This window comes from Shewanella sp. c952 (assembly GCF_019654975.1).
GTDB lineage: Bacteria > Pseudomonadota > Gammaproteobacteria > Enterobacterales > Shewanellaceae > Shewanella.
The window spans coordinates 36,828-59,639 of sequence record NZ_BPEW01000018.1; the positions used below are offsets into that span (position 1 = coordinate 36,828).

Consider the following 22,812-nt stretch of genomic DNA (forward strand, 5'->3'; position numbering starts at 1 on the left):
TGTAGAGGGCTACCTTAAAACTACACAAGAATGGTACGTCTAACAAGGAAAACAGGTTGTTGCTTATTGAATAAGTAGAAGTTTTTATTTTATATTTACGCAGGTAAAATCTTAACTAACAGGCTGAAAGTGCTATACCAATATTGCTAATGGTTTAACGTGTTTGTATGTAAAAACGAGCTAAAGCTTCTCTTATCCCCGTTCTACCTGAAGATGCAGGATTCAGTGGGAATTTAATGGACTTTAATCACGGCATTGATTGCCACGAATGGTCATTCCCTTAGTAAAATCAATAACACTGAGTAAAGCCGATTAAAGCCCATCGACGAAGGCTTTGTGTCAGCCCACTTCGTTGTTGCACTCACTTAAAAGGGAATAACCATTTTTACGTTAATGCGCCTAGAATTGAACTGGCACATTGCCTCTGAAACGAGCATCTTCAGGTAGAACGGGTATATACTGATTGGTATTAGCTATCATAAAAGAGAGGCTCAGCTCATTACAGTAAAAAGCGAGAACCTCTAGTTATCTGACCCTGCATCTTGTGGTTTTGTCGTTTCAGTTAATGCTTGCTCGGGAGTGGTGATTATCGGAGCGACTTTTTGCTCAAATTTATAGTTGAGTAGGGTGATATCGAGTTGTTTACTGCCTTTTTCAAAATGAGTTAGGCGGATTGGTAGGTAGCTTAATTCTGGCGCCATCCAGAAAAAGGTTTGTCGTTTAGTACTGTCACGCTTAACTTCAAACTTTATAGTTTGATAGCTTCCACTCTCAATATTAACCCGCTCTTTACCGACAATTTTAAAGCCATAGTCATCAATCTCACCCTCTTTCACCATGGTGTAATGCAGTTCCTCTTTCTCTGCAGCCATGTCGAGTCTAAATTGCAACTGCACCATCAGTGGATCAAATAGCTGTTCATCGTAGGGGAATTTTGCCCGCTCATCTTTATAGCGGCTATGAACGACGTTTTGTCCTTTAGCAAAGGCTATCTGTTCTCTAAAGTTAGGCCCTGTCCCCGTTCTTTCTACTGAGTAGCGCATCGGAATGAGTTGATTATTGTCTAGTGTAAATTCGCTGCGGATATGACGTTGGTCTGAAAGCATGAGCAGGCTGACGTCGCTATCAAAACGGTAGCGGAATTGATCACCCTCGGGAGCCGCTAAAATGTATCGTGCTCGGCCAAGTTCAATACTGCCATAGTTGACCTGATACTCTGCAGTGTGAGGCGTCAGAGGCGTAGTGTCTGCAATAACTATGTTGCTTGTAAACAGTAAGCTGACCGCAAATATAATCGATAATTTTCTAGACAAATACGTCTCCTTTACATTGAATTTTGGGCTTCAAAAGGGTATTGAAAGTACTAATGTTGCCATATCCGGTCGCCACTCGTGATCTGATAATTTCACTTTACCGCGATTAACCATAACACCTTCGCCGCGTAGTCTCTCCATTTGATCAATATAAGGTTGGGTATGTTCTGCAAAAGAGATTTTACCCTGACTATTGATCACTCTATGCCAAGGCAGAGCGAGTGAATCAGGCGCTGCCTTCAGTGCTTTGGATACATAACGCGCTCGACCTGGTAGCCCTGCTAAATCTGCTATTTTTCCGTATGAGCTAACTTTCCCTTCAGGGATCATAGACACAATATGCCAAATTTGCGTCATCGGTGAAGCTTTGATATCGCTTTGCATTTACCACTATCCCTAGATTTTATACTGATTGGTATTGAATACTATCGCTAATTTGTATCACTCTACAGTGCTTTTAAGCTTTTTTAATGTGTTTAATTACGTTACGTCTGTTAATGTTTTACGTGCATGCTGCGCACTTATTAGTGCATTGTAATATAAGGTAAAAGTTCTTGCTGACACTTGGTGCTAACGTAATAATAGCGCTTTTTTACGGTATATATCATGTCTATGCAGGTTACCAAGCCTCTTGTTTGTTCATTGTTGCTGTCAACTTTTTCCGTGCCTGCTTTAGCCGAACAGTATCGCCATATTGCTGATCCACTAAATCTCAGCGATTCGCTCTATGTTGGTTTTGATGGCGATGTGCTTAAAGTGGGTGGTAGTTTGGCCACTAGCCATCAAAAATTTTCGGGCAATACGAATACCGGCGGTGATAAATGGCATTTGGGTTACCTTTATTCAACTAATCAGTGGCACCTGCGGGCGTCGATTGATCATGGTAAAACCGATACCCCTGACGGTAGATCGAGTCATTACCAATATCAGCTAGGCTTAATGTATGAGCACAAAGGCTGGCTAAACACTCAAGTGTTTACTGAGTTAGCGGTTAACCATTTGGCGGTTAAATCCTACACCGATAGCACTGCAGCTAATGCCAGTATGACAGTACTTAAACCTATCACAGAACATTGGTACAGCGAACTGTACGCCAGTGCGAATGCTGGTATTGACGGCATTGAGCGTTTTGATGCTCGCGGATGGTTGGCAATGGGTTATCAAGTTAACCCGCAGTGGTCATGGGTAATTCGCTATCAGTATGATTGGGAAAAACTTGAAAATATTGAAAGCAATGATACGCAGTGGGTGTTTGCGGTACGTTCGCAGTTCTAATCTAGATAAAGCCCGCGCAGATAGCATTTGCGCGGGCTTTATCATGACGATTTAGCGCTTATATCAATTTAATTTGCTTGAGCAAGATCGCCATTAATCTCATCTTGTGCTTGTGGAGTTACACCAAATTTATGGAAGATGATCAAACCAAATGCGGTGAGTAGGCCAAGTGCACCAATAATAAACCACATTAGATCTGGGCGTTCAGCACCTTTAGCGACTTCACTGTAAAGGTAACCAGATAGCGGGCCTGCCAGTAAGAATCCAATCGCTGATGATACAAAGTAGTAACCCATGAACATGGCTTTCTTGTCATTGGGAGCAAAGCTTGCGACATACTCTTGGCTCTTTGGAGACGCAACCATTTCGCCAATCGAGAACACTAAAATAGATGTCAGTACCATCGCGCCGCCCATGACTGCACCATGTGCAAAGCCACCAATTGCAGTACCCAGTGCGAGAATAATCGTACCACCAACCAACACTGGTAATGCTTGGAAACGTTCAACAAAACGGCTGATTAATAACTGCATCAAAACAATCGACAAGAAGTTAAGTCCAATTAGGTATTCAGGGTTCACTTGGCGATAGTCATTAGCCCAGCTTTGAGCATATTGTGCTGCTAAGGCTGGGGTTTGAGAAATGGCGGCAAACGCTTGGCCTATTTCTGTTGTAGGCACCATCACTTTGGCATGAACTAGCTCAAAATAGGCTTGCTTGGCATTTAATGTGCCTGCGCCGAACTCTTGCGCTAAGCGAGTTAGCTCTGATTGCAGTAACGCGGTATCGACAGGGGCAAAGAATTGCTGCAAGTCAGGGTAGTTGGCTAGCATTAACACTAAATCCGTAGTGTCGACAAAGTCGCGAATGTAGATTGGAAGGGTAATAAATATCTGCTGATAGACCATCCATAGGCCAGATAGAATAAGCAGATAGATCACAAAAGGTTTATTGCCTAAACTAATTTTTTGACCATACCAAGGTGCACCCTTATTAGAGGAAGCTAGCTTGTCCCATATAAGATGACCTGTGAACCAGGCAGCGTAGATGATTAACGTTGTTTCGCCGGTGATCCACTTCGCGCCATAAGACATTAATATAATGAGCGTACCAAAAAATAGAATAGCGAAACGGGCGTTACCGAGTACTTCTTGGATATCGTTAAAGACTGCTTTGAGTGGTTTACCTTTTTGGCTATTTTGATCTGTTGGTTCTTTGTAGAAAAACAGTGCAGGAATAAAGTTTAGTGCAATCCAGAATGAGGACATGATGAACACCCAGTCCCAGCTGATGGCGCGAACATAACCAGCAACGAATGGACCCAAGAATCCACCAATATTGACCATCATGTAAAAGATCCCAAAACCTAGACCACGGTTAGTATCATCGGTTGTGCGTGCCACGGTACCTGTTACGACAGGCTTAAAACATGCAGCTCCGACGGCAACGCCCATAAAGGCAATAAAGAAACCGCTGAAACTGTCTACTTGACCAAGTAAGTAGTAACTGGGACACATGATCGCATAGGCGACTAAGAACATTTTTCGGTAGCCATAGCGGTCAGCGAGAGCCCCCGTTAGTACTGGGAAGAGATATAAGAAGAAAGGGATCATACCCTGTAAAAGGCCACGCTCTTGGTCTGAAAACCCGAGTCCCCCTTGGTTTTGTGGTGACGTCATATAGAGGGATGACAACGCGAAGAAACCATACCAAGCGAGTCGTTCAAAGATCTCCATAGTATTAGCGACAAAGAATGTAGGGGGTAAAGGGGAGCGCACAGCTTGTGACATATTATTATCCGTATATTTTATACATTTCTGCAAATATAACATAACTGATCCATTAAATGGACTGAATTGTCTGCTTATGGTTTTTGTAGGGGAAGTTGCCGAGGGGCTCAATTGGTATAAGTTTACCAAGCTAAACCAGCTGGGAGTTGCCTTTGTTGTTGATTCGGTCATAATAGCGCGAATTTTTTAGTTAATACTAGTGTGATAATGATATGGCTGTGTTAGAAATTTTAACGATCCCTGATGTTCGACTTAAGCGTAAAGCTGAGCCTGTTAAAGACATTGATGCGGTACAGGGTTTTATTGATGACTTGATTGAAACCATGTACGACACCGATGACGGTATTGGGCTTGCAGCAACACAAGTGGGTAGCCTACACGCCATTTTGGTTATCGATCTGTCTGAAGAGCGTGATCAGCCTATGGTATTAATTAATCCTGAAATTGTTGAAGCACGTGGTGAGTTCCAAGGCGAAGAGGGCTGTTTATCTATCCCAGGTTACCGCGCTAAAGTGAATCGCCATGAAGGTGTTAAGGTCACAGCATTAGATCGCACAGGTAAAGCATTCGAAATTGATACCGATGAGTTTCTTGCGATTGTACTGCAACATGAGATGGATCATCTGAAAGGTATTGTGTTTACCGATCATCTGTCGATGCTAAAACAACAAATCGCGCTTAAAAAAGTGAAAAAGTATAAATAATTCATTCACTGTAAACCATTTCGATAACGCCCCTCTTTTTAGAGGGGCGTTTTTTTTGGCTGGAAGAACTGGCTTGGTATAAACCAATGCTTGCGATCTTAATGAAGATAACTATACTGTATGTATATACAGTGTTTGTTGTGTGGGAATAAATCCAGTCAAATGTGCAGGGGTCCCTTCAAATGAATACGCTTTTATTACCACAAAAGGTGTAGATATGGGGCATTCAAGTGCGAAGGCATATTCGATACTGCAAGATATAGCGACATCAGAGCGGGTTGGCAGTGCGCCGCGTCTAAATCCCGTTGAGGATAATGCGAGCTCATTGAATCAATTACTGGCACGGCAAGATATTTGGCGTGGGCAGCAGTGGCAGCAGCAACAGTTGGCTTATCCAACGGGGTTCTCACTACTTGATGAGCACCTTGCAGATAATGGCTGGCCACAAATTGGTGTATGTGAAGTGCTGTGTGATGGTGTCGGTCAAGGTGAACTGAGTATGGTACTACCCATGCTCAGTCAACTTATTGGCTATAATTTATCAGCAACAAAAGCCTTTACACAACAGCAAGATGCGATGGTTATGCTGGTGGCACCGCCTCACATTCCTTCTGCTCAAGCACTCTTGCAGCAAGGGCTCGAATTAGCGCGTTTAATCTGGATTGATACCGAAGAGCGAAAAGAACGTCTTTGGGCTATTGAGCAGGCGCTTTCGAGTGGTTGTGTGCCGCTAGTGCTGGCTTGGTTAGATAACTTGTCGACCACTGAAGCGAGACGTTTACAGCTCGCAGCAGAGAAGGGCGAGTCGTTATGCATGCTCTATTTGCCAACCCGTTGTGCACAGCAGTCACATCCTGTGAACTTACGCTTAGGGCTGCAGCGACAGCATTTTTCGGCTCGAAATAGCGTTAATCACCTCAGTGCTCATCATGACCATGCAGGCTCAAGCGCTGCTGCGCCTATATTGAAATTGGTGCCTAAACAAGCCGCATTTACCCCATTTTTAAATAGTCATTTAGGTATGACCGAGGTCAATATTATTAAACGCAGAGGAGGCTGGCCTAGCCCTATGTTGAGTTTGCCCTTGCTACCGCCACATATAAAGGAAAGTCTACTTGGTGTCGATGCACACCCGATGCAAAATACCTTACAGGAACAGAGCTTTGATGTTGAGCCGCACAGTTGCCAGCAGTTTACTCAAGTACACGATACTGCAGCCTTTGAAACGTTATCGATGAGCATTGATGAAGGGCTTGCCGATTATAGTGTGGTGTTTAGCCAGCCACTGTTATTGATTACTGCAAGTTATCAGCATGCATTTATCAAGGTGACAAATGTGAGTATCGCTATGACAACACTGACTATGACAACACTGACTACGACAACCACTAGGATTACCAGTCATCGTACGGGTATCCGCATTAAAGAGCAGAACGGCGCGGATCTTCAACCCGTTTATCAAGGCTCGGTACAGGATAAAGAGTCAGCTTTATCCCTTGAACCTATACGCAGATTAAGCCTGCAAGCTACAAGCTCTCTTAAACGCCCCTTTAGTGAGTTTGTGCAGGGCTCCATTAAACAAGGTGACGAACTTGCCGCTACCTGGTTTTCTAAGGTTGGAGATTGCCCCCAAGGTACACTTGAAGACAGCTCCACTGCCGATTCGTGGGCTGACCCCTCTTATAGCCTATTACCTGCAGCGCGCAATCTTGCTCACAAGATCCATTAACCCTTATATAGGCTGCTGATTGACATGTTATGGCTAGCCGCCCATTACCCGCAATGGGCATTGCAATATTTTTGTTATCGTAATGAGCTGGAGCAAAGCACAGCAGTATTGCTGTATGAGCCGAAGTCACTGCAAGTGCTCGCGCTTGATAGTCAGAGTGAACAGGCTGGCGTGAAATTTGGAATGAGCCTGTCTACTGCACAAAGTTTAATGCCATCGGCTATGTTGGTGGAGTTTGATGCTTCTATTAGCCAACAAGCTTCAGACTGGTTGTGTCAATGGAGCTACGAATTCAGTGCCAGAGTTGTACCGCTACGCTGTTCATTAACCAATGAGCAGCAAAAAAAGACGTCGAAAACTAAGCTTGATGTCGATGACTTTTTGCCCAATACACTGCTACTGGAAGTCAGTTCCATGGCGCTCATTTTTAATGGTATTGATAAGCTTGTTGAGCAGTACCGCCAACGCGCTCAAGCGTTAGGTTTAGAGGTTTCACTTGCGCTCGCCAAAACCCCTTTAGCCGCGCAGCTACTTGCGTGTGATATTTCAATGGGAAATCAACAAGCTAAGCTCACTGCTGAAACGTTTAGCCCAAATGACTATCTTAACGCCGATAAAACTTTGCCATTACTTAATCAACTACCGATTGCTTTATTACCACTATCAGATTTTTTAAAACAAAGTTTGCACGATATGGGTATTAAATCTTTTGCATCACTGTCTGCTTTACCTGATAAAGAGCTTGGAAGGCGCTTTGGAGTAAAGCTGTTGCAGTTACTGGCTAAAATATCAGGCAGCTTACCTCAACCGTTAATCTATTTTGAGCCGGAAGAAAGCTATCAACAAAAGCTCACCTTACTGTATGAGGTTGAATTAATGCAGGGGATCGTTTTCCCCTTGGGAAGAATGTTAAAAGAGATGGCAAGCTACTTACAGCTGCGTCAGCTTGCCATTCAACAACTTAAGCTGAGCCTTATCTATCGTGACAGCGATCGGAGTAAGCTCGATATTGTTATTCAATATCCTTTTGCAGAGCATCGTAGTGACAGTTTATTGAGCCTATGTCGTATGCAACTTGAGCGTGTCACTCTGTATCAACCTGTGGTTGAAATGGTTATTTATGTCGATAAATTTGTGCCAATAGCGGTTTCGCATGACAGTTGGTTTGGGCAACAGAAAGTAGCGCAAGGGCAGAGGTCAGAAAAAGCATTGCGGCTAATGGCTCAGTTGCAAGCAAGGCTTGGCAAAGACAAAGTAAAAGGGTTGCAGGCTAGTTCTGCGCACCTGCCAGAGGATAGTTGGGTAGCTACCGATCTGTCTGTAACAGCTAAAGATCAGTCTATAACGGACAAACGACAACAAGCATTGCCTGAAGTTACATCTGGCTCAAGTGCTCTGTACGCTGGAGCGTGTCGCCCAAGCTGGCTGTTAACAACGCCAGAGTGGATCGCGGTTGAACAAGTTGAGCTTTTAAAAGGGCCAGAAAGGTTGCAAACCTTATGGTGGCAAGAGCCGCAAGTATGTCGAGACTACTATGTTGCCTGCCATTATCAAGGTGGACTGTGTTGGGTATTTAAAGAGGGTAATCGCTTCTTCTTACATGGCTGGTTTGGCTAATGTATGCTGAATTACATGCTATCTCTAATTACACTTTTCTTAGAGGTGCCTCACATCCCCATGAGTTGGTAGGGCAAGCTGCTGAGCTTGGTTACCAAGCGATTGCTATTACAGATGAGTGTTCATTTGCCGGGATAGTCAAAGCGCATGAGGCTGCTAAAAAACATCAAATAAAGCTGCTGGTGGGCACTGAGTTTCAGTTAGCTGAAGGCGTATTTGTATTACTTGCCATGAACCGCAAAGGTTATGGACAGATCAGTCAACTGATCACTACAAGCCGCCGTGCTGAAAAAGGTGCATATCGACTGCAATTTAGCGAACTGTTGCAGGGCTTAGATAGCACCATTTTGTTATGGCAACCGCCTACGCTTAAATCTATCCGCAGCGATCTCGGTGAGCTTTCGACTCAAATTGCCGCTTATCAGGCTGCTGTATTAGCGGTGGGGCAATCTCTGCAGCAGCATTTTTCTCAGCGTTGCTATCTGCTGATGGAGCGTAGTTTGGTGGCTGGTGAAGCATTAAAAATCCAGCTTTGGACACAAATGGCTATGCAACTGGCTATGCCTTGCGTGGCTGCGGGTAATGTACGCATGCATTGCCAGCAGCGGCAGAAGTTGCAAGATGTGCTTACTTGTATTCGATATGGGACTGAACTTGTGCAAGCCGGAGAGTTGCTGCTGGCCAATGCTGAAACCGCGTTAAAGCCGACTGCGACCCTCTATAAGCGCTATCCAAAGGAATGGATTGAGAATAGTTTATCGATTGCTGAAAGATGCAACTTTAGTTTGGAGGAGCTTAAATATGAGTATCCCAGTGAGGTGGTTCCGAGTGAACTCTCAGCAAGCGAATACTTGGCACAAGAGGTGTATAAAGGTGCATTGCGCCGCTTTAATAATCAAGTTCCAGCCAGTGTAACAGCGCAATATAACAAAGAGCTGGTTTTGATTAAGGCGATGCAATATGAGTATTTCTTTTTAACTATCTACGACATTGTTAAATATGCGAAGTCACAACAGATTTTGCACCAAGGGCGTGGTTCGGCGGCAAACTCTGTGGTCTGTTATTGCTTAGGGATCACAGAGGTCGATCCGACTAAAGTCAATATGTTGTTTGAGCGTTTTGTCTCGAAAGAACGTAATGAACCACCCGATATAGACGTTGATTTTGAACATGAACGCCGTGAAGAGATCATTCAATATATCTATCGCAAATATGGCCGTGAACGGGCAGCGTTGGCGGCGACAGTGATAAGTTATCGCTTTAAGAGTGCGCTCGCGGATGTGGGGAAGGCTCTGGGGATTGATAAGCAACATTTAGATCATATGCAGCACAGTATCGATAGGCGTGATACAGAAACTGACTGGTTGATGCAACTGCAGGAAAAGTCATTGCTGCCTAGCGAAGGGATGGGGAAATACCTATTCCCCTTAGTGCAGAGCATTTTGGGTTTTCCAAGGCACCTGTCACAGCACGTTGGTGGCTTTATTATCTCCTCTGGACCGTTAAGTGAACTGGTCCCGGTTGAAAATGCATCGATGGCAGATAGAACTGTTATTCAGTGGGATAAAGATGATTTAGAGAGCTTAGGGCTGCTAAAAGTCGATGTGCTTGCACTCGGTATGCTCACAGCCATTCGTAAGTGTTTTGAACTTATTAGCACGCGCAAGCATCGTTTTACGATGGATCAAGTCGAATGGGAGCAAGCGCCGGTGTATCAGATGCTACAACGTGGCGATAGCATTGGGGTGTTTCAGGTTGAGTCGAGAGCGCAAACCTCAATGCTACCTAGGCTTAAACCCAATTGTTATTATGATTTAGTGGTGCAAATAGCCATTGTCCGACCAGGGCCTATTCAGGGCGATATGGTGCACCCCTATTTGAAGCGTAGAGATGGTATCGAAAAAGTGACTTACCCCAGTAAAGAGGTAGAGTCAGTATTGTCGCGCACTATGGGGGTGCCTATTTTCCAAGAACAAGTTATTCAGTTAGCTATGGTTGCTGCAGGCTTTTCTGGCGGAGAGGCTGACCAATTGCGGCGAGCGATGGCGAGTTGGAAACGTTCCGGAGAGCTACAGCAGTTTGAAGCCAAATTATTGCAAGGCATGCAGAGCCGAGGTTACTCGGCAGAGTTTTCTAAGCAGATTTACCGGCAAATAAAGGGATTTGGAGAGTATGGCTTTCCAGAGTCTCACTCCGCAAGTTTTGCATTGTTGGCGTACGTATCTGCTTATCTGAAGTTTCACTATCCGGCAGCATTTTGCTGCTCGCTACTTAATAGCCAACCTATGGGCTTTTATAGCCCCTCGCAACTAATCCAAGATGTGCAGCGCCATGGAGTGGTGGTACTCGCTGTGTGTGCGAATCGTAGTCAGTGGCAGCATACATTGGTGACAATAGCAGACAATCGTGTCGCGATCCGCCTCGGTTTTCGCTTGGTAAAAGGCCTAAATAGACAAGAGATCGAGAAGCTGATAAAGCAGCGACCTGAGCAAGGTTTTTCGCATATTGACCAAATCTATTACCTAGGTATCGCACGTCATGAACTGGAAACACTTGCCAGTGCCGATGCATTCACCGACATTGCAGGCCATCGTCATCAAGTGCGTTGGCAATTATCAGCCTGCCAACCAAGCTTACCGCTATTTGATACTGCTTTAGAAGATATGGCTCTTAAGCAAGGCGATAGTCAACTGCAGCAAGCTCCCAGCGGATTGAGCCAGAAAGCAGAGGTTGCTCTGCCCAGTCCAAGTGCTGCTGAGTCTATGCAGGCTGACTACGCCTATACCGGCGTGACACTAGGCCAACATCCCATGAGCTTGCTACGGGGGAAATCTTGCGTACACCATTGTTTAACTGCTGAGCAATTGGATGAACGCCGCAGTGGTCAAGTGGTTACTGTGGCTGGACTTGTGGTTGGACGACAACGCCCAGGTACGGCATCCGGTGTTACTTTTATTACGTTAGAAGATGAAACTGGCAATGTGAACTTAATTGTTTGGAGCGCAACGGCCAAGGCGCAAAGGCAGGCTTATCTGGTTGCTAAAATCATGAAGGTGACCGGTGTGTTAGAACGTAAATCAGGAGTCACTCATGTGGTTGCTGGCAAGTTGACTGATATTTCAACGGCGTTAAATGAATTAGTTGTACGCTCACGAGATTTCCATTAATAACAGCTAAGGTAATGATTCACTCATTTAGCAACGCTCGTATATAATGAACCAGTCGACTGTAAAAGAGAAAAGCGCTTGCAAATTATTCTGTTAACCCATGAACGAGAAGCTACCCGTCCAACGAATACCGGCCAGCTTGCCATTAATGTTTACCCTGAGCATTGCAAACGCATTGTTTGGGCTAGAACTGCGCCAGATGAAGCATTATTAAAGCTACTTAAAACAAGTGATTGTGCTTTGTTGTTTCCTGATGAGGCCGTAGTAGAAAAAGCTGACTTAGCTGAAGCTAGTTGTACAGAAAAGCATGAAAGCCGTATTAGCAAATCCAGGCCTAACACTTTGGTCATCTTAGATGCTACCTGGCAAGAAGCGCGTAAGATGATCCGTCGAAGTCCATATCTCAAAGAGGCAAAGAAATACGCTTTAACAACTAGCCAAAACTCTCAATTTAACTTAAGACGTAACCAAGTTGACGGCGGACTTTGCACCGTTGAATGTATCATCGCACTTTTTAAACAAGCCAATATGCGACATGAGGCCGAAGTATTAGCTATCGAGTTTGAACAAATGCTTAGCCAAGCTAAAGGTTAGCAAAAAGCTTTATCATTATTTTGATAAAAACTGTTTGTATGGTTAGGGTTAATGAAGCCTCTAAATCACCGTCAAATAGATACACAGAAAGTGACTAATTGCGCCGCCTAATACAAACAGGTGCCATATGGCATGATTGTAAGGAATGCGTTTAGCGACATAGAATATAACCCCTAAGCTATAAAACAGCCCGCCAATAATTAATAGGTTAAAGCCCAAAGGCGACATGCCTGCAATCAACTCTTTCATTACTGTTACGCAAAGCCAGCCCATCGCAAGGTACAAGAGCAAACTGAATACTTTGAAACGGTTAATAAATAAGGTCTTAAACAGAATACCACCAACGGCCAATGACCAGATTGCAATTAATACTAAGTTAGCATTCTCATTGCCGGTTTCACTGTTTAAGCTGATCAGCATTAATGGCGTATAAGTACCTGCTATAAGAAGGTAGATAGCACAATGATCTGCCACTTTAAGCTTATGTTTTAAAACAATATCGGTTGCACTGTGGTACAGCGTTGAGCAAAGGAAAAGTAAAATGATACTGGCGCAATAAACAATAACACCAGCCATTTGGACAAAGGTTAATTGCTCGTACCCTTTGAGGATACACATGATCAAACCTACGGCTCCGGCAACTACACCTAGCCCGTGGCTTAAGCTGTTTGCAAGCTCCTCTTTAACACTATAACTCGCGTTAGTGACCACATTTGGCTTTGAAGAAAGGGTAGACTCTTGACTCGGCATAGGGGAAAGCGACTTCTGGTTAGACCACGATTATCTGCAGTGTATCAGCTTTAATCATAAAAGCTATAATTTTAGCGTACACGTGTTAGCTTAAAATAGTATCTAGTGCATAGTACTGATATTTAGGTAATTTACCTGAAATATTGCTGTTTTATTCAGATGTTGAACTTTTGTAAAAAAGCAGTCTCTAATGGTTTAAACTGCAATAAAATAGAGATTATTGTTTCAGTTTGGATTAAAGGGGTTTTGAAATTGGCATATTTAGAACACTCGAATGTAAGCCGTTAAGTTACTTATCTCGCAGCTTTTTATGGACAAAAAATAAATTATCGGACTGAAAATTTGAAGAGATCTGTTATGCCATCTTTTACGGCAATTAGCGCTAATGGACAAGCGCAAAATGACTCAAAATCTAAGCAACGCGATAGCAGCATAGGGAAAATCAGTGCGAGTAGAGATCTTGCTGAGTCTGATTGTAAGCGGTTATTAGCGCCAATATATGGAAATAACGCTACAGATGGAGTCACTGCGATAGCAACGGCAATAAAAAGAACCAAGGATAGCAAACAGCCTATCAATCCTGCGTCGTCTTCACCCAGGCATAGCCCCGCGTTTATTCTACTTTTGTTCGTTGTTGCCATGCACGTTTTAGTTATCGCAATAATTAATCAGTTCTGGGCTAAACAAAGTTTACATCTGCCAGCTCTAACGCCAGTGAAAATTAGTTCCTATCTTTATGTTGCACCTAAAAAAGCACAGTTACAGCCTATTGATGATGAAGCGATAGCAAAAAAGGCGTCAGTCGCAAAAGAGCTTGTCGAGAAAAAAGCAAAAATAAATGGAAAACTTGAACCGGACACACCTGCGGAAAGTTTACCTAGCGTAATAGCTGACCAAACAATGCTAAACAACAGTGCAGAAGCAATTAAAGAGAGTGTTATAGAGACTAGCGCTAAGATAGTGAGTAAAAGCAATCGTTATAATGCCATGGCAGCCGCACAATCATATTTACAACGTCAAAATGATGCGGCGCTGGATGCATTGATCATCGACAAAGCGAATGAGTTCACAGGCCCTCACTCTTTAAGCGTAATGGATGGTGATATGGAGGAGCTGGTGTTTCCTGATGTGGATGAGTACAGCAAAGTTGTTACTAACGATCATCGACTCGATCCAAATCGAGTGGTGCGCCAAGGTGATACCTGCTTTCGGATTGTAAAGACCCCAACTCAGATTAATCCCTATGCTGAAAATATCGGCTTTCCGTTTAACTGTGGTGGCGATAAAGTCAAAAAAGCGATCAATGCAGCTATCTCAGCACGGTTAGAAAAACGCATGATCAGCCGAAAGAAATGATTAATTGACATGATGTTTTTTCACCATAAAATTCAACATTTGGAGTTTTTAGAGAAATATTCTTTTATTTATAGTTGTTTATGTGTTCTTTTTTATTGATTCTAGATTGAAGTATTATTATGGCTGTTAACTTGTGTCTTAGCCTGAGATAGGATTATACTGCAGCCTCATCTTGTCGGAGTGCCATATGGCTGAGACCGTTTATTCGGGATCCGTTGAACCTGATCAGGCTAGAACCTGCGAAGGAAACAAGCGAAATTTTTTGCATTTGTAAGGCTATATTAAAATAGCCATCTGCAATATTTCGGTGGTTAAGTGCATCTTAAAACTGCGTGCATACGCTGTTTAATTTTGAGCTTTCAACTTTACATTCTCAACTCTCCTGACAAGCAACTTCATTTTTATAATAGTGAGTTTGCTAATGTCTAAACGCCGCGAAACCCGAGCTCAGGCTCAACAATTCATCGATAACTTAAAACCATTACAGCATCCAAATTCTGAGAAAGTGTATCTACAAGGCAGTCGTCCTGATCTAAAAGTGGCTATGCGCCAAATTCACCAAGCTGACACATTGCTTGGAGGAGATGAGAGCAACCCTCAATTTGAAGCTAATCCGCCACTTAAAGTTTATGATTGCGCAGGTGCTTATTCAGATCCTGACGCCAATATTGATGTGCGTAAAGGCTTGGAAAAATTCCGTAATAACTGGATCATTGAAAGAGGTGACACTGAGCAATTGAGCGCAGTTAGCTCAGGCTTTACCCAGCAACGTCTAGCTGATGATGGTTTAGATCACCTACGCTTTGAATCTTTACTGCCTCCTCGCCGTGCAAAAATGGGTCAGCGTGTCACTCAATTACACTACGCCCGCCAAGGCATTATCACTCCGGAGATGGAATATATCGCCATTCGTGAAAATATGGCAATGGCTGAGGTTACGGATCCAATTTTGACCCAAAAAGATAAGGGGGAAAGCTTTGGCGCCTCAATCAGCGAGCCAATTACTGCTGAGTTTGTTCGCAGCGAAATAGCCCGTGGCCGCGCGATTATTCCATTGAATATCAATCATCCTGAAGCTGAGCCTATGATTATAGGGCGTAACTTTTTGGTAAAAGTGAACGCTAATATCGGTAACTCTGCAGTGACTTCATCTATCGAAGAAGAAGTTGAGAAGCTTGTTTGGTCAACACGTTGGGGCGCAGACACTGTAATGGACTTGTCTACTGGCCGCTATATTCATGAAACCCGTGAGTGGATCATTCGTAATTCACCAGTGCCTATTGGTACCGTCCCTATCTATCAAGCATTAGAGAAGGTGAACGGCGTTGCAGAGGATCTTAATTGGGAAACGTTCCGCGATACTTTGATTGAGCAAGCAGAGCAGGGCGTTGATTACTTTACTATTCATGCAGGCGTACTGTTGCGTTACGTGCCAATGACGGCAAAACGATTGACAGGCATCGTGTCTCGTGGTGGTTCAATCATGGCTAAATGGTGTTTGTCACACCACAAAGAAAACTTTCTTTATGAGCATTTTAAAGAGATCTGTGAGATCTGTGCCGCCTATGATGTGTCATTGTCACTCGGTGACGGTATGCGCCCAGGTTCGATTGCAGACGCCAACGATGAAGCACAGTTTTCTGAGCTTGAAACGCTAGGCGAACTGGTGAAAGTGGCTTGGCAATATGATGTGCAAACAATCATTGAAGGCCCAGGTCATATTCCGATGAATTTAATCAAAGAGAATATGGATAAACAGCTAGATGTTTGTGATGAAGCACCTTTCTATACATTAGGCCCACAAACAACAGACATTGCGCCAGGTTATGATCACTTCACTTCAGGGATTGGTGCGGCGATGATCGCTTGGTATGGCTGCGCAATGCTATGTTATGTGACGCCAAAAGAGCATTTAGGTTTGCCGAATAAAGAAGATGTTAAGCAGGGCTTAATTGCATATAAGATTGCTGCACATGCCGGTGATGTTGCTAAAGGGCACCCAAGTGCGCAAATTCGCGATAATGCATTATCAAAGGCTCGTTTTGAATTTAGATGGGAAGATCAATATAACCTCGGTTTAGATCCCGATACGGCGCGCGCTTATCATGATGAGTCTCTGCCACAAGAGTCAGCTAAAGTGGCACATTTCTGCTCTATGTGTGGCCCTAAGTTCTGTTCAATGAAAATAACCCAAGAAGTACGAGATTATGCGGCAGCGCAAGAGAAGCAAGCGCTTGAATCTAGCGGCTTAGAGGTCAAGTCTGCTGCTGAATATCAAGCATACAGTGAACAAGCCACTCCTGCTGGGCTATCTGATAGTGATATTAATAGCGGAATGGCGCAAATGTCAGCCGAATTTAAAGCCAAAGGTGCCGAGCTTTATCATGAAGCGGGTGTTGAACAAAGCGTTAAAGAAGCTGCTTTAGAGGATTAAATATGGCGCAGGTTAATACTAACCCAGTGCCAAACTGCAATCGACCTATCGTGTGGACGATTGCAGGATCTGATAGCGGCGGCGGGGCGGGCATTCAAGCTGATTTGGCGACGATTAATGATTTAGATGCGCATGGCTGCAGTGCTATTACTGCTGTCACAGCGCAAAGCTCTGTCATTGTCGCATCAGTGGAAGCGGTATCTCGACAGATGTTTACCGCACAGCTTGATGTGTTGGCGGCAGATATTGTTCCTCATGCCATTAAAATTGGCTTACTGGCAAACCAGCAACAGATAGATTTACTGGCTAGCTGGTTACAGCAAAGCCACTTACAGTGGCGAGACCGTGGTTTAGTTGTGCCAGTGATTCTCGATCCTGTGATGGTGGCAACTTGCGGAGATACGCTTACTGGGGCTGCAACGCTCGACTTTACGCCGCTTAAAGGGCTGCTAACATTGATAACCCCTAATGTCACAGAGCTTGCGACGTTAGCTGGACGGCAGTTGCTAACACCGGAGGAGAGTGTTCAGGCTGCACAAACGTTAGCTGCGCAGCTACAAACGTCAGTACTCGCCAAAGGTGGCGATATTGGGCCTCATTGGGATGAAGAGCTTGCTCGAGACTTGCTGGTATGTCATCAAGTAGCTGGCATATCTAGTATGCATAGTGAGCAAGTATTTTGGCTCACCTCAAGCAGAATCAGTACCAAGAACAACCATGGAACTGGTTGTACACTGTCATCGGCAATTGCGACTGTGATGGCACATGGCTTTGTGTTAAATGACGCGGTAGTGGTTGCTAAAGCTTATGTTTCTCAAGGATTAGCTCAAAGCTACCAGGCAGGCAGTGGTCCCGGCTGTTTAGCGCGTTGCGGTTGGCCAAATGCACTGTCCGTTTATCCATTTATCGAACCGCTATATGAGGCTACGGCGAGAACGAGTGCTAATAATCTGAATACTAGTGGCTTTAAGAAACTCACTATGCAGTTAGGTGTTTACCCTGTGGTTGCTGAGCTTGATATGTTGCAACAACTGCTTAAAGCGGGAGCTAAGACGATTCAGCTACGAGTTAAAGATCCCACTGACCCGTTACTTGAGCAAAAAATTGTACAAGCAATTGCGTTCGGACGAGATTACAGGGCTCAGGTCTTCATCAATGATCATTGGCAGTTAGCCATAAAGCATCAAGCTTTTGGGGTTCATCTTGGCCAGGAAGATCTTATTGCTAGTAATCTACAGCAGCTGAGTGATGCAAATATCGCACTTGGATTATCGAGTCATAGTTACTTTGAGATCTTGTTAGCGATGCAACATAAACCATCCTATATCGCTTTTGGGCATATTTTTCCGACAACGACGAAGCAGATGCCATCAGCGCCCCAAGGGCTTGATAAGTTAGCTCGCTATGTTGACTTGATGCAGGGCGAGCTACCAATAGTAGCGATTGGCGGTATCGACTCAGATACGCTCGCTAAAGTGAAACTAACGGGTGTGGATGACATCGCAGTCGTGCGAGCTGTCACGCAGGCAACACATCCAGCCGAAGCTTACCAAGCCTTAGTCAACCAGTGGACCGAGGGGGCTGTTAATGACGCTCTCTGATAAGGACTTTTTGCACTACTCACGGCAAATCCTTTTGCCTGAGGTGGGTGAGCAAGGCCAAAGTACTTTTAATCAATCCCATCTATTGATTATTGGTGTTGGGGGGTTAGGCACATTGGCGGCGCATTACCTTGCTGCAGCAGGCATAGGCAAAATAACACTGGTAGATGGCGATGTAGTTGAGCTATCGAATCTTCCTCGGCAGTTACTATTTAGCAAAGAGGATTTAGGCGTTAATAAAGCACAGGTTGCAGCCACAAAGCTGATGCGTGCTTATGAAGATTGTGAGATCTATAGCTACTGCGAATACCTAAGTGCAGCCAATACTGATGATCTGTTTAGTCGCAAGCCATCGGAGTTTGATCTGTTACTCGATTGCAGCGATAACTTTGCTGTGAGGCAGCTAGTTAATCAACAAGCTTTAAAGCATGGGATCACTTTAGTGTCAGCATCGGCAGCTAATTTTCAAGGGCAGCTATTGAGTATTAACCAACAAATCGCTTCTGAATCAGGTTGTTACCAGTGTTTATATCCAAGCGATATGAGTGTGAGTCAAACCTGCCAAACGATCGGCGTGTTAGGGCCAATGGTCGGCACGTTAGCCTCAATGCAGGCATTAATGAGCTTGAACCTATTGCTAGAGGCTGAGCTTAGACCGTTATTAGATGAGATTGCTGACACAGCAAACACTAGCGGCTCTCAATTACTTGGAAAGCTATTTCGCTTTGATGGTGCAAGGTTTGTTTGGCGACAAGCATCTCTTTTACGCGACCCCAACTGCAGTGTCTGCGGTGTTTAGGGGTTTCACTCTGAAATTGATTGCTAAACAGAATAAGGAAAATGAGAAATGATTAGCATTTTTTTAAATGATGAAGCGATGAATGTCGCTACCGGCTCATCATTGACTGATGTATTACAAGGTCAAACCATCGCTGAAAACGGCGTGGCTTTAGTACTCAACTCTGAAGTTGTACCTCGAAGTCGATGGCCGCATATCATGTGTCAGCAAGATGATACGTTAGAAGTTTTTTCCGTTGTCGCTGGAGGTTAATGATGTTGAAAATTGGTGATACAGAGTTTAGCTCTAGGCTGTTTACTGGCACCGGCAAGTTTGCTGATGAAAAGGCGATGCTCGCGGCGATTAGCGCTTCAAGTTCTGAACTGGTGACGCTGGCAGTTAAGCGGCTTGATCTTAAAACGGGCAGCGATAATATTTTAAAACCACTGCAACAGCGTGGAGTAAAGTTACTGCCAAACACAGCTGGTGCACGCAATGTGAAAGAGGCCGTTTTTGCGGCGCATTTATCTCGAGAGATGTTGGGGACTAATTGGATAAAACTTGAGATCCACCCTGATCCTAAGTACCTGATGCCCGATCCTATCGAAACATTAGCCGCAGCACGGATTTTATGTGAGCAGGGCTACGTGGTGCTGCCCTATGTGCATGCTGATCCCGTCTTGTGTCGACGTTTAGAAGAGGTTGGTTGCGCCGCAGTGATGCCACTTGGAAGCCCTATAGGCTCGAATCAAGGTTTAGTGACAGAACCATTTTTAAAGATCATTATTGAGCAGTCACAAGTGCCTGTAGTGATTGATGCTGGAATTGGCGCACCATCGCAAGCGACTAGAGCGATGGAACTTGGCGCTGATGCGGTATTGGTCAACACTGCGATTGCTAGCAGTGCTGATCCAGTTGCTATGGGGCGCTGCTTTGCTCAAGCCGTAGACACGGGGCGAACAGCATTTATTGCTGGGTTAGGAAGTGTCAGTAAGCAGGCAAATAATACCAGTCCATTAACGGGTTTTCTAAATGTTTAACCGCTTACACACCCAAGCTAGCCAAAAGGTGGCATCATGAGTTTTGTCGATGAATTTAGAAAGCTGTCACGCAGTGAATTACAGATGTCCTTGTATTCAACGACTAAGCAGGATGTAGAGCAAGCGCTTATCAGCCCTGAGGGCAATTTATCGAGTTTACTTGCGCTGCTTTCGCCAGCCGCAGAGCCCTATATTGAACAGATGGCGCAGCGTTCTGTAGCACTTACTAGACAACGTTTTGGCGCGAGCCTTGGCATGTATATTCCGCTTTACTTGTCTAATTTATGTGCCAATGAATGTGACTACTGTGGCTTCACCATGAGTAATAAAATTAAGCGTAAGACTTTGTCTGAAAGGGAGTTGTTGAAAGAGTTATTGATAGTGAAAAATATGGGCTATGACTCAATACTGTTGGTCTCGGGAGAACATGAAACCAAAGTCGGCATGGACTATTTTAAGCAGATGTTGCCGTTGGTAAAACAGCAGTTTAGTCATGTTGCGATAGAGGTTCAGCCGCTTGAACAAACGGATTACCAATCTTTGATTGAAGATGGCCTTGATGCGGTCATGCTTTATCAAGAAACCTATAATCCAGTGACTTATGCTAACCACCATACCCGTGGCAAGAAGAAAGATTTCAGTTATCGATTAGAGTCCCCTGAGCGAGTGGCTAAAGCTGGAGTTGATAAAGTAGGCTTAGGCGTATTACTTGGTCTTGATGATTGGCGCTTAGATGCACTGCTAATGGGCCACCATTTAGCCTATTTAGAAAAAAACTATTGGCGCAGCCGTTACAGTATCTCACTACCGCGTTTAAGACCCTGTACAGGCGGAGTACCACCTAAGGTAGAGTTGACTGATAAGGGATTAGTGCAGATGATTTGTGCTTTTAGATTGTTTAACCACCAACTTGAAATTAGTTTGTCTACCCGCGAAAGTCCTGCGCTGCGTGATAATCTGTTCGCACTTGGGGTAACCAATGTCAGCGCGGGTAGTTCTACACAACCAGGTGGCTACGATAAACCCTACTCTCAGTTAGATCAATTTGAAATAAGTGACGAGCGCACGCCTATGGAAGTCGCCACAGCAATGAGTGTTCGAGGCTTAAACCCAGTGTGGAAAGACTGGGAGATGGGCTGGAAGTAAAAGGTAGGTAAAGCTGATACTAAGTAAATATGTAGACTATTGTTAGCGGATAAAAGGGAAACAGAGTGAATATAGAAAAGATCTCAATTGATAAACTCGATGACTTCGTGCCTCTGTTTGATCAATACATGGTGATTTATACCAATTGCATTAAAAGTTTGACCATTCAGCGGGAATTCAAAACGCTGTAGGAAAGTAGTGGGATTTGAGCTAATAGTTATTCTATATCCAAATCCCATAGCGAATCATACAGCGTTTTGAAACCCGCACTACGTGAGCTCCTCAGTCTTTCCACTTCTGCTTTGCATTGGCTTAAAAGGGAACAACCATTTCTTTACCAATGCGCTTTGAATTGAAAAGGCTGGGGGGCTCTGACCTGGTCAAATACTTAATGCAATTGGTATTATAAGCAAGCTTCTGCACCAATTAAGTATCGTGATTATTTAAAAGAGCGTTTGGGTAATGGCGAGGCGACAGTCTTTATTGCCTATAGCGATAATGAGCCAGTCGGATTTGTGCTTAATTATCACACTTTTTCTTCTGTTTCATTAGCAAGAGTGATCGTTCTCAACGATCTATTTATCTGTGCATCACATCGGCAGCAAGGTATCGCGAATAAGCTGATTGGAAATGTTATAGAGTTAGCTAAATGTACTAACTCTGCACGAATTGACCTAGGCACTGCTATCGATAATTACACTGCGCAAGCATTGTATGAAAAGATTGGTTTTATTAAAGATACTGAGTACTTTTCATATAGCCTATCAGTTGCTTAAGTCACTTTAACCAAGGTGTTTTTTTAATTTGCTGTAAACATCAGCTGGGGTGATGGGCTTAAAGATGTAATCTTGAGCGCCTAACCTTAGCGCTAAGTTTTCATCTGAATTTTCATTTAAGCTACTAATAATAATGACAGGGATCGTGCGAGTTAAGTCATTTTCCTTGATATCTTTTAGCACTTGATAACCATTTTTATCTGGCATCATAATGTCGAGGAAAATGCAGTTTGGTTGCAAACTAGTGGCAAGTTCAGTCGTTTGTATGCCTGAATTGGCTGTGGTGACATGGTAATCATCACCTAATATTGACAGTAAAAGGCTTGAGCAGATTGGGTCATCATCAATCACTAATATTTTGGGTTTTTCCATATTCAGATTTACCTTTATTTCATATCTAATGATTTAGTTTTTACCGTATCATTTTAATCTGTTAGTGGCTAATTTAAAAAGGACTTAAGTGGTATAATAACTCGCTTTTTTGTAGCGAACTTATCAGTGTTAAGGGCCTATTGCTGTATCTAACTAATGATGCAAAATACTACACTCATTAACTTGTACTCGTGCTGAACAGCTAACGATTTGCAGATTTTTTCAATTTGAAACCTAGTTGTAAAATGCAGTCAGCGTCGATTAATATCTAAATAAGTATAGCCGGTTAACTTATTGGAACTGTTAATTATGTTGATAATAGCTGTACAATTTTAGTACGTTACTTGATAATCTAATTTCTAATTACAAT

At 43.8% G+C, this 22,812-nt stretch carries 19 protein-coding genes and 1 riboswitch; of the genes, 14 read left to right on the forward strand and 5 right to left on the reverse strand.

Going from position 1 to position 22,812, the window contains the following annotated elements; genetic code table 11:
- Positions 1-521: 521 nt before the first annotated feature.
- A complete protein-coding gene (locus K5R16_RS12985) occupies positions 522-1,313 on the reverse strand; it encodes a DUF3108 domain-containing protein (protein WP_220737990.1) in 792 nt (263 codons plus the stop codon).
- Positions 1,314-1,343: 30 nt separating this feature from the next.
- Positions 1,344-1,697 (reverse strand): MGMT family protein, encoded by a 354-nt coding sequence (locus K5R16_RS12990; protein WP_259649875.1) that lies wholly within the window; start codon positions 1,695-1,697, stop codon positions 1,344-1,346.
- 222 nt (positions 1,698-1,919) lie between these two features.
- Here K5R16_RS12990 and K5R16_RS12995 point away from each other — a divergent pair, with 222 nt between their 5' ends.
- A complete protein-coding gene (locus tag K5R16_RS12995; protein WP_220737991.1) occupies positions 1,920-2,588 on the forward strand; it encodes a hypothetical protein in 669 nt (222 codons plus the stop codon).
- 68 nt (positions 2,589-2,656) lie between these two features.
- Here the strand turns inward: K5R16_RS12995 and K5R16_RS13000 are convergent, their stop codons facing one another.
- A complete protein-coding gene (locus K5R16_RS13000) occupies positions 2,657-4,378 on the reverse strand; it encodes an MFS transporter (protein WP_220737992.1) in 1,722 nt (573 codons plus the stop codon).
- A gap of 212 nt (positions 4,379-4,590) precedes the next feature.
- On the opposite strand from K5R16_RS13000, the gene def reads away from it, so the two are divergent.
- The 5 genes from def (at position 4,591) to K5R16_RS13025 (ending at position 12,189) form a co-directional block, all read left to right on the forward strand.
- The gene (gene def, locus K5R16_RS13005) at positions 4,591-5,082 is read left to right on the forward strand and encodes a peptide deformylase (RefSeq protein WP_220737993.1); all 492 of its coding nucleotides are present in this window, start codon (positions 4,591-4,593) and stop codon (positions 5,080-5,082) included.
- Positions 5,083-5,299: 217 nt separating this feature from the next.
- A complete protein-coding gene (gene imuA / locus K5R16_RS13010; protein ID WP_220737994.1) occupies positions 5,300-6,811 on the forward strand; it encodes a translesion DNA synthesis-associated protein ImuA in 1,512 nt (503 codons plus the stop codon).
- A 24-nt stretch (positions 6,812-6,835) separates the two neighbouring features.
- Positions 6,836-8,428 carry a DNA polymerase Y family protein gene (locus K5R16_RS13015; protein ID WP_220737995.1) on the forward strand — a complete coding sequence of 531 codons (1,593 nt, stop codon included), beginning with the start codon at positions 6,836-6,838 and terminating at the stop codon, positions 8,426-8,428.
- Positions 8,428-11,595, forward strand: a complete 3,168-nt coding sequence (locus tag K5R16_RS13020; protein WP_220737996.1) for an error-prone DNA polymerase — start codon at positions 8,428-8,430, stop codon at positions 11,593-11,595. Before K5R16_RS13015 ends, K5R16_RS13020 begins: the two co-directional genes overlap by 1 nt.
- 78 nt (positions 11,596-11,673) lie before the next feature.
- Positions 11,674-12,189, forward strand: a complete 516-nt coding sequence (locus tag K5R16_RS13025; RefSeq protein WP_220737997.1) for a tRNA-uridine aminocarboxypropyltransferase — start codon at positions 11,674-11,676, stop codon at positions 12,187-12,189.
- A 60-nt stretch (positions 12,190-12,249) separates the two neighbouring features.
- On the opposite strand, the gene K5R16_RS13030 is transcribed toward K5R16_RS13025, so the two are convergent.
- The gene (locus tag K5R16_RS13030; RefSeq protein ID WP_220737998.1) at positions 12,250-12,939 is read right to left on the reverse strand and encodes a hemolysin III family protein; all 690 of its coding nucleotides are present in this window, start codon (positions 12,937-12,939) and stop codon (positions 12,250-12,252) included.
- 357 nt (positions 12,940-13,296) lie between these two features.
- Here K5R16_RS13030 and K5R16_RS13035 point away from each other — a divergent pair, with 357 nt between their 5' ends.
- From K5R16_RS13035 to K5R16_RS13070, 8 genes are all read left to right on the forward strand, one after another.
- On the forward strand, positions 13,297-14,295 hold the full coding sequence (locus K5R16_RS13035) for a hypothetical protein (RefSeq protein WP_220737999.1): 999 nt from the start codon (positions 13,297-13,299) through the stop codon (positions 14,293-14,295).
- 166 nt (positions 14,296-14,461) lie between these two features.
- A riboswitch (TPP riboswitch) is annotated at positions 14,462-14,560 on the forward strand.
- Between the two features lie 156 nt (positions 14,561-14,716).
- Positions 14,717-16,729: a phosphomethylpyrimidine synthase ThiC gene (gene thiC, locus K5R16_RS13040; RefSeq protein WP_220738000.1), complete on the forward strand. Its 2,013-nt coding sequence runs from the start codon at positions 14,717-14,719 to the stop codon at positions 16,727-16,729.
- Between the two features lie 2 nt (positions 16,730-16,731).
- On the forward strand, positions 16,732-18,330 hold the full coding sequence (gene thiE / locus K5R16_RS13045; protein WP_220738001.1) for a thiamine phosphate synthase: 1,599 nt from the start codon (positions 16,732-16,734) through the stop codon (positions 18,328-18,330).
- A complete protein-coding gene (locus K5R16_RS13050) occupies positions 18,317-19,129 on the forward strand; it encodes a HesA/MoeB/ThiF family protein (protein WP_220738002.1) in 813 nt (270 codons plus the stop codon). Before thiE ends, K5R16_RS13050 begins: the two co-directional genes overlap by 14 nt.
- Before the next feature lie 48 nt (positions 19,130-19,177).
- Positions 19,178-19,381, forward strand: coding sequence for a sulfur carrier protein ThiS (gene thiS, locus K5R16_RS13055; protein ID WP_220738003.1), 204 nt, complete (start codon positions 19,178-19,180; stop codon positions 19,379-19,381).
- Between the two features lie 2 nt (positions 19,382-19,383).
- Positions 19,384-20,148 carry a thiazole synthase gene (locus K5R16_RS13060; protein ID WP_220738033.1) on the forward strand — a complete coding sequence of 255 codons (765 nt, stop codon included), beginning with the start codon at positions 19,384-19,386 and terminating at the stop codon, positions 20,146-20,148.
- Positions 20,149-20,184: 36 nt separating this feature from the next.
- Complete coding sequence (gene thiH, locus K5R16_RS13065) at positions 20,185-21,294, forward strand: 2-iminoacetate synthase ThiH (protein WP_220738004.1); 1,110 nt, start codon at positions 20,185-20,187, stop codon at positions 21,292-21,294.
- A gap of 425 nt (positions 21,295-21,719) precedes the next feature.
- Positions 21,720-22,070 (forward strand): GNAT family N-acetyltransferase, encoded by a 351-nt coding sequence (locus K5R16_RS13070; protein ID WP_220738034.1) that lies wholly within the window; start codon positions 21,720-21,722, stop codon positions 22,068-22,070.
- Between the two features lie 6 nt (positions 22,071-22,076).
- On the opposite strand, the gene K5R16_RS13075 is transcribed toward K5R16_RS13070, so the two are convergent.
- Positions 22,077-22,442 (reverse strand): PleD family two-component system response regulator, encoded by a 366-nt coding sequence (locus K5R16_RS13075; RefSeq protein WP_220738005.1) that lies wholly within the window; start codon positions 22,440-22,442, stop codon positions 22,077-22,079.
- Between the last annotated feature and the right edge of the window lie 370 nt (positions 22,443-22,812).

What these genes read in the sequence shown, in the direction of transcription:
- K5R16_RS12990 (WP_259649875.1), bottom strand. Translation starts at nt 1,697, where the DNA reads ATGCAAAGCGATATCAAAGCTTCACCGATGACGCAAATTTGGCATATT.
- K5R16_RS12995 (WP_220737991.1), top strand. Translation starts at nt 1,920, where the DNA reads ATGTCTATGCAGGTTACCAAGCCTCTTGTTTGTTCATTGTTGCTGTCA.
- thiH (WP_220738004.1), top strand. Translation starts at nt 20,185, where the DNA reads ATGAGTTTTGTCGATGAATTTAGAAAGCTGTCACGCAGTGAATTACAG.
- thiE (WP_220738001.1), top strand. Translation starts at nt 16,732, where the DNA reads ATGGCGCAGGTTAATACTAACCCAGTGCCAAACTGCAATCGACCTATC.
- K5R16_RS13000 (WP_220737992.1), bottom strand. Translation starts at nt 4,378, where the DNA reads ATGTCACAAGCTGTGCGCTCCCCTTTACCCCCTACATTCTTTGTCGCT.
- K5R16_RS13060 (WP_220738033.1), top strand. Translation starts at nt 19,384, where the DNA reads ATGTTGAAAATTGGTGATACAGAGTTTAGCTCTAGGCTGTTTACTGGC.
- K5R16_RS13075 (WP_220738005.1), bottom strand. Translation starts at nt 22,442, where the DNA reads ATGGAAAAACCCAAAATATTAGTGATTGATGATGACCCAATCTGCTCA.
- thiS (WP_220738003.1), top strand. Translation starts at nt 19,178, where the DNA reads ATGATTAGCATTTTTTTAAATGATGAAGCGATGAATGTCGCTACCGGC.
- K5R16_RS13050 (WP_220738002.1), top strand. Translation starts at nt 18,317, where the DNA reads ATGACGCTCTCTGATAAGGACTTTTTGCACTACTCACGGCAAATCCTT.
- K5R16_RS13015 (WP_220737995.1), top strand. Translation starts at nt 6,836, where the DNA reads ATGTTATGGCTAGCCGCCCATTACCCGCAATGGGCATTGCAATATTTT.
- def (WP_220737993.1), top strand. Translation starts at nt 4,591, where the DNA reads ATGGCTGTGTTAGAAATTTTAACGATCCCTGATGTTCGACTTAAGCGT.
- thiC (WP_220738000.1), top strand. Translation starts at nt 14,717, where the DNA reads ATGTCTAAACGCCGCGAAACCCGAGCTCAGGCTCAACAATTCATCGAT.
- imuA (WP_220737994.1), top strand. Translation starts at nt 5,300, where the DNA reads ATGGGGCATTCAAGTGCGAAGGCATATTCGATACTGCAAGATATAGCG.
- K5R16_RS13035 (WP_220737999.1), top strand. Translation starts at nt 13,297, where the DNA reads ATGCCATCTTTTACGGCAATTAGCGCTAATGGACAAGCGCAAAATGAC.
- K5R16_RS13020 (WP_220737996.1), top strand. Translation starts at nt 8,428, where the DNA reads ATGTATGCTGAATTACATGCTATCTCTAATTACACTTTTCTTAGAGGT.
- K5R16_RS13030 (WP_220737998.1), bottom strand. Translation starts at nt 12,939, where the DNA reads ATGCCGAGTCAAGAGTCTACCCTTTCTTCAAAGCCAAATGTGGTCACT.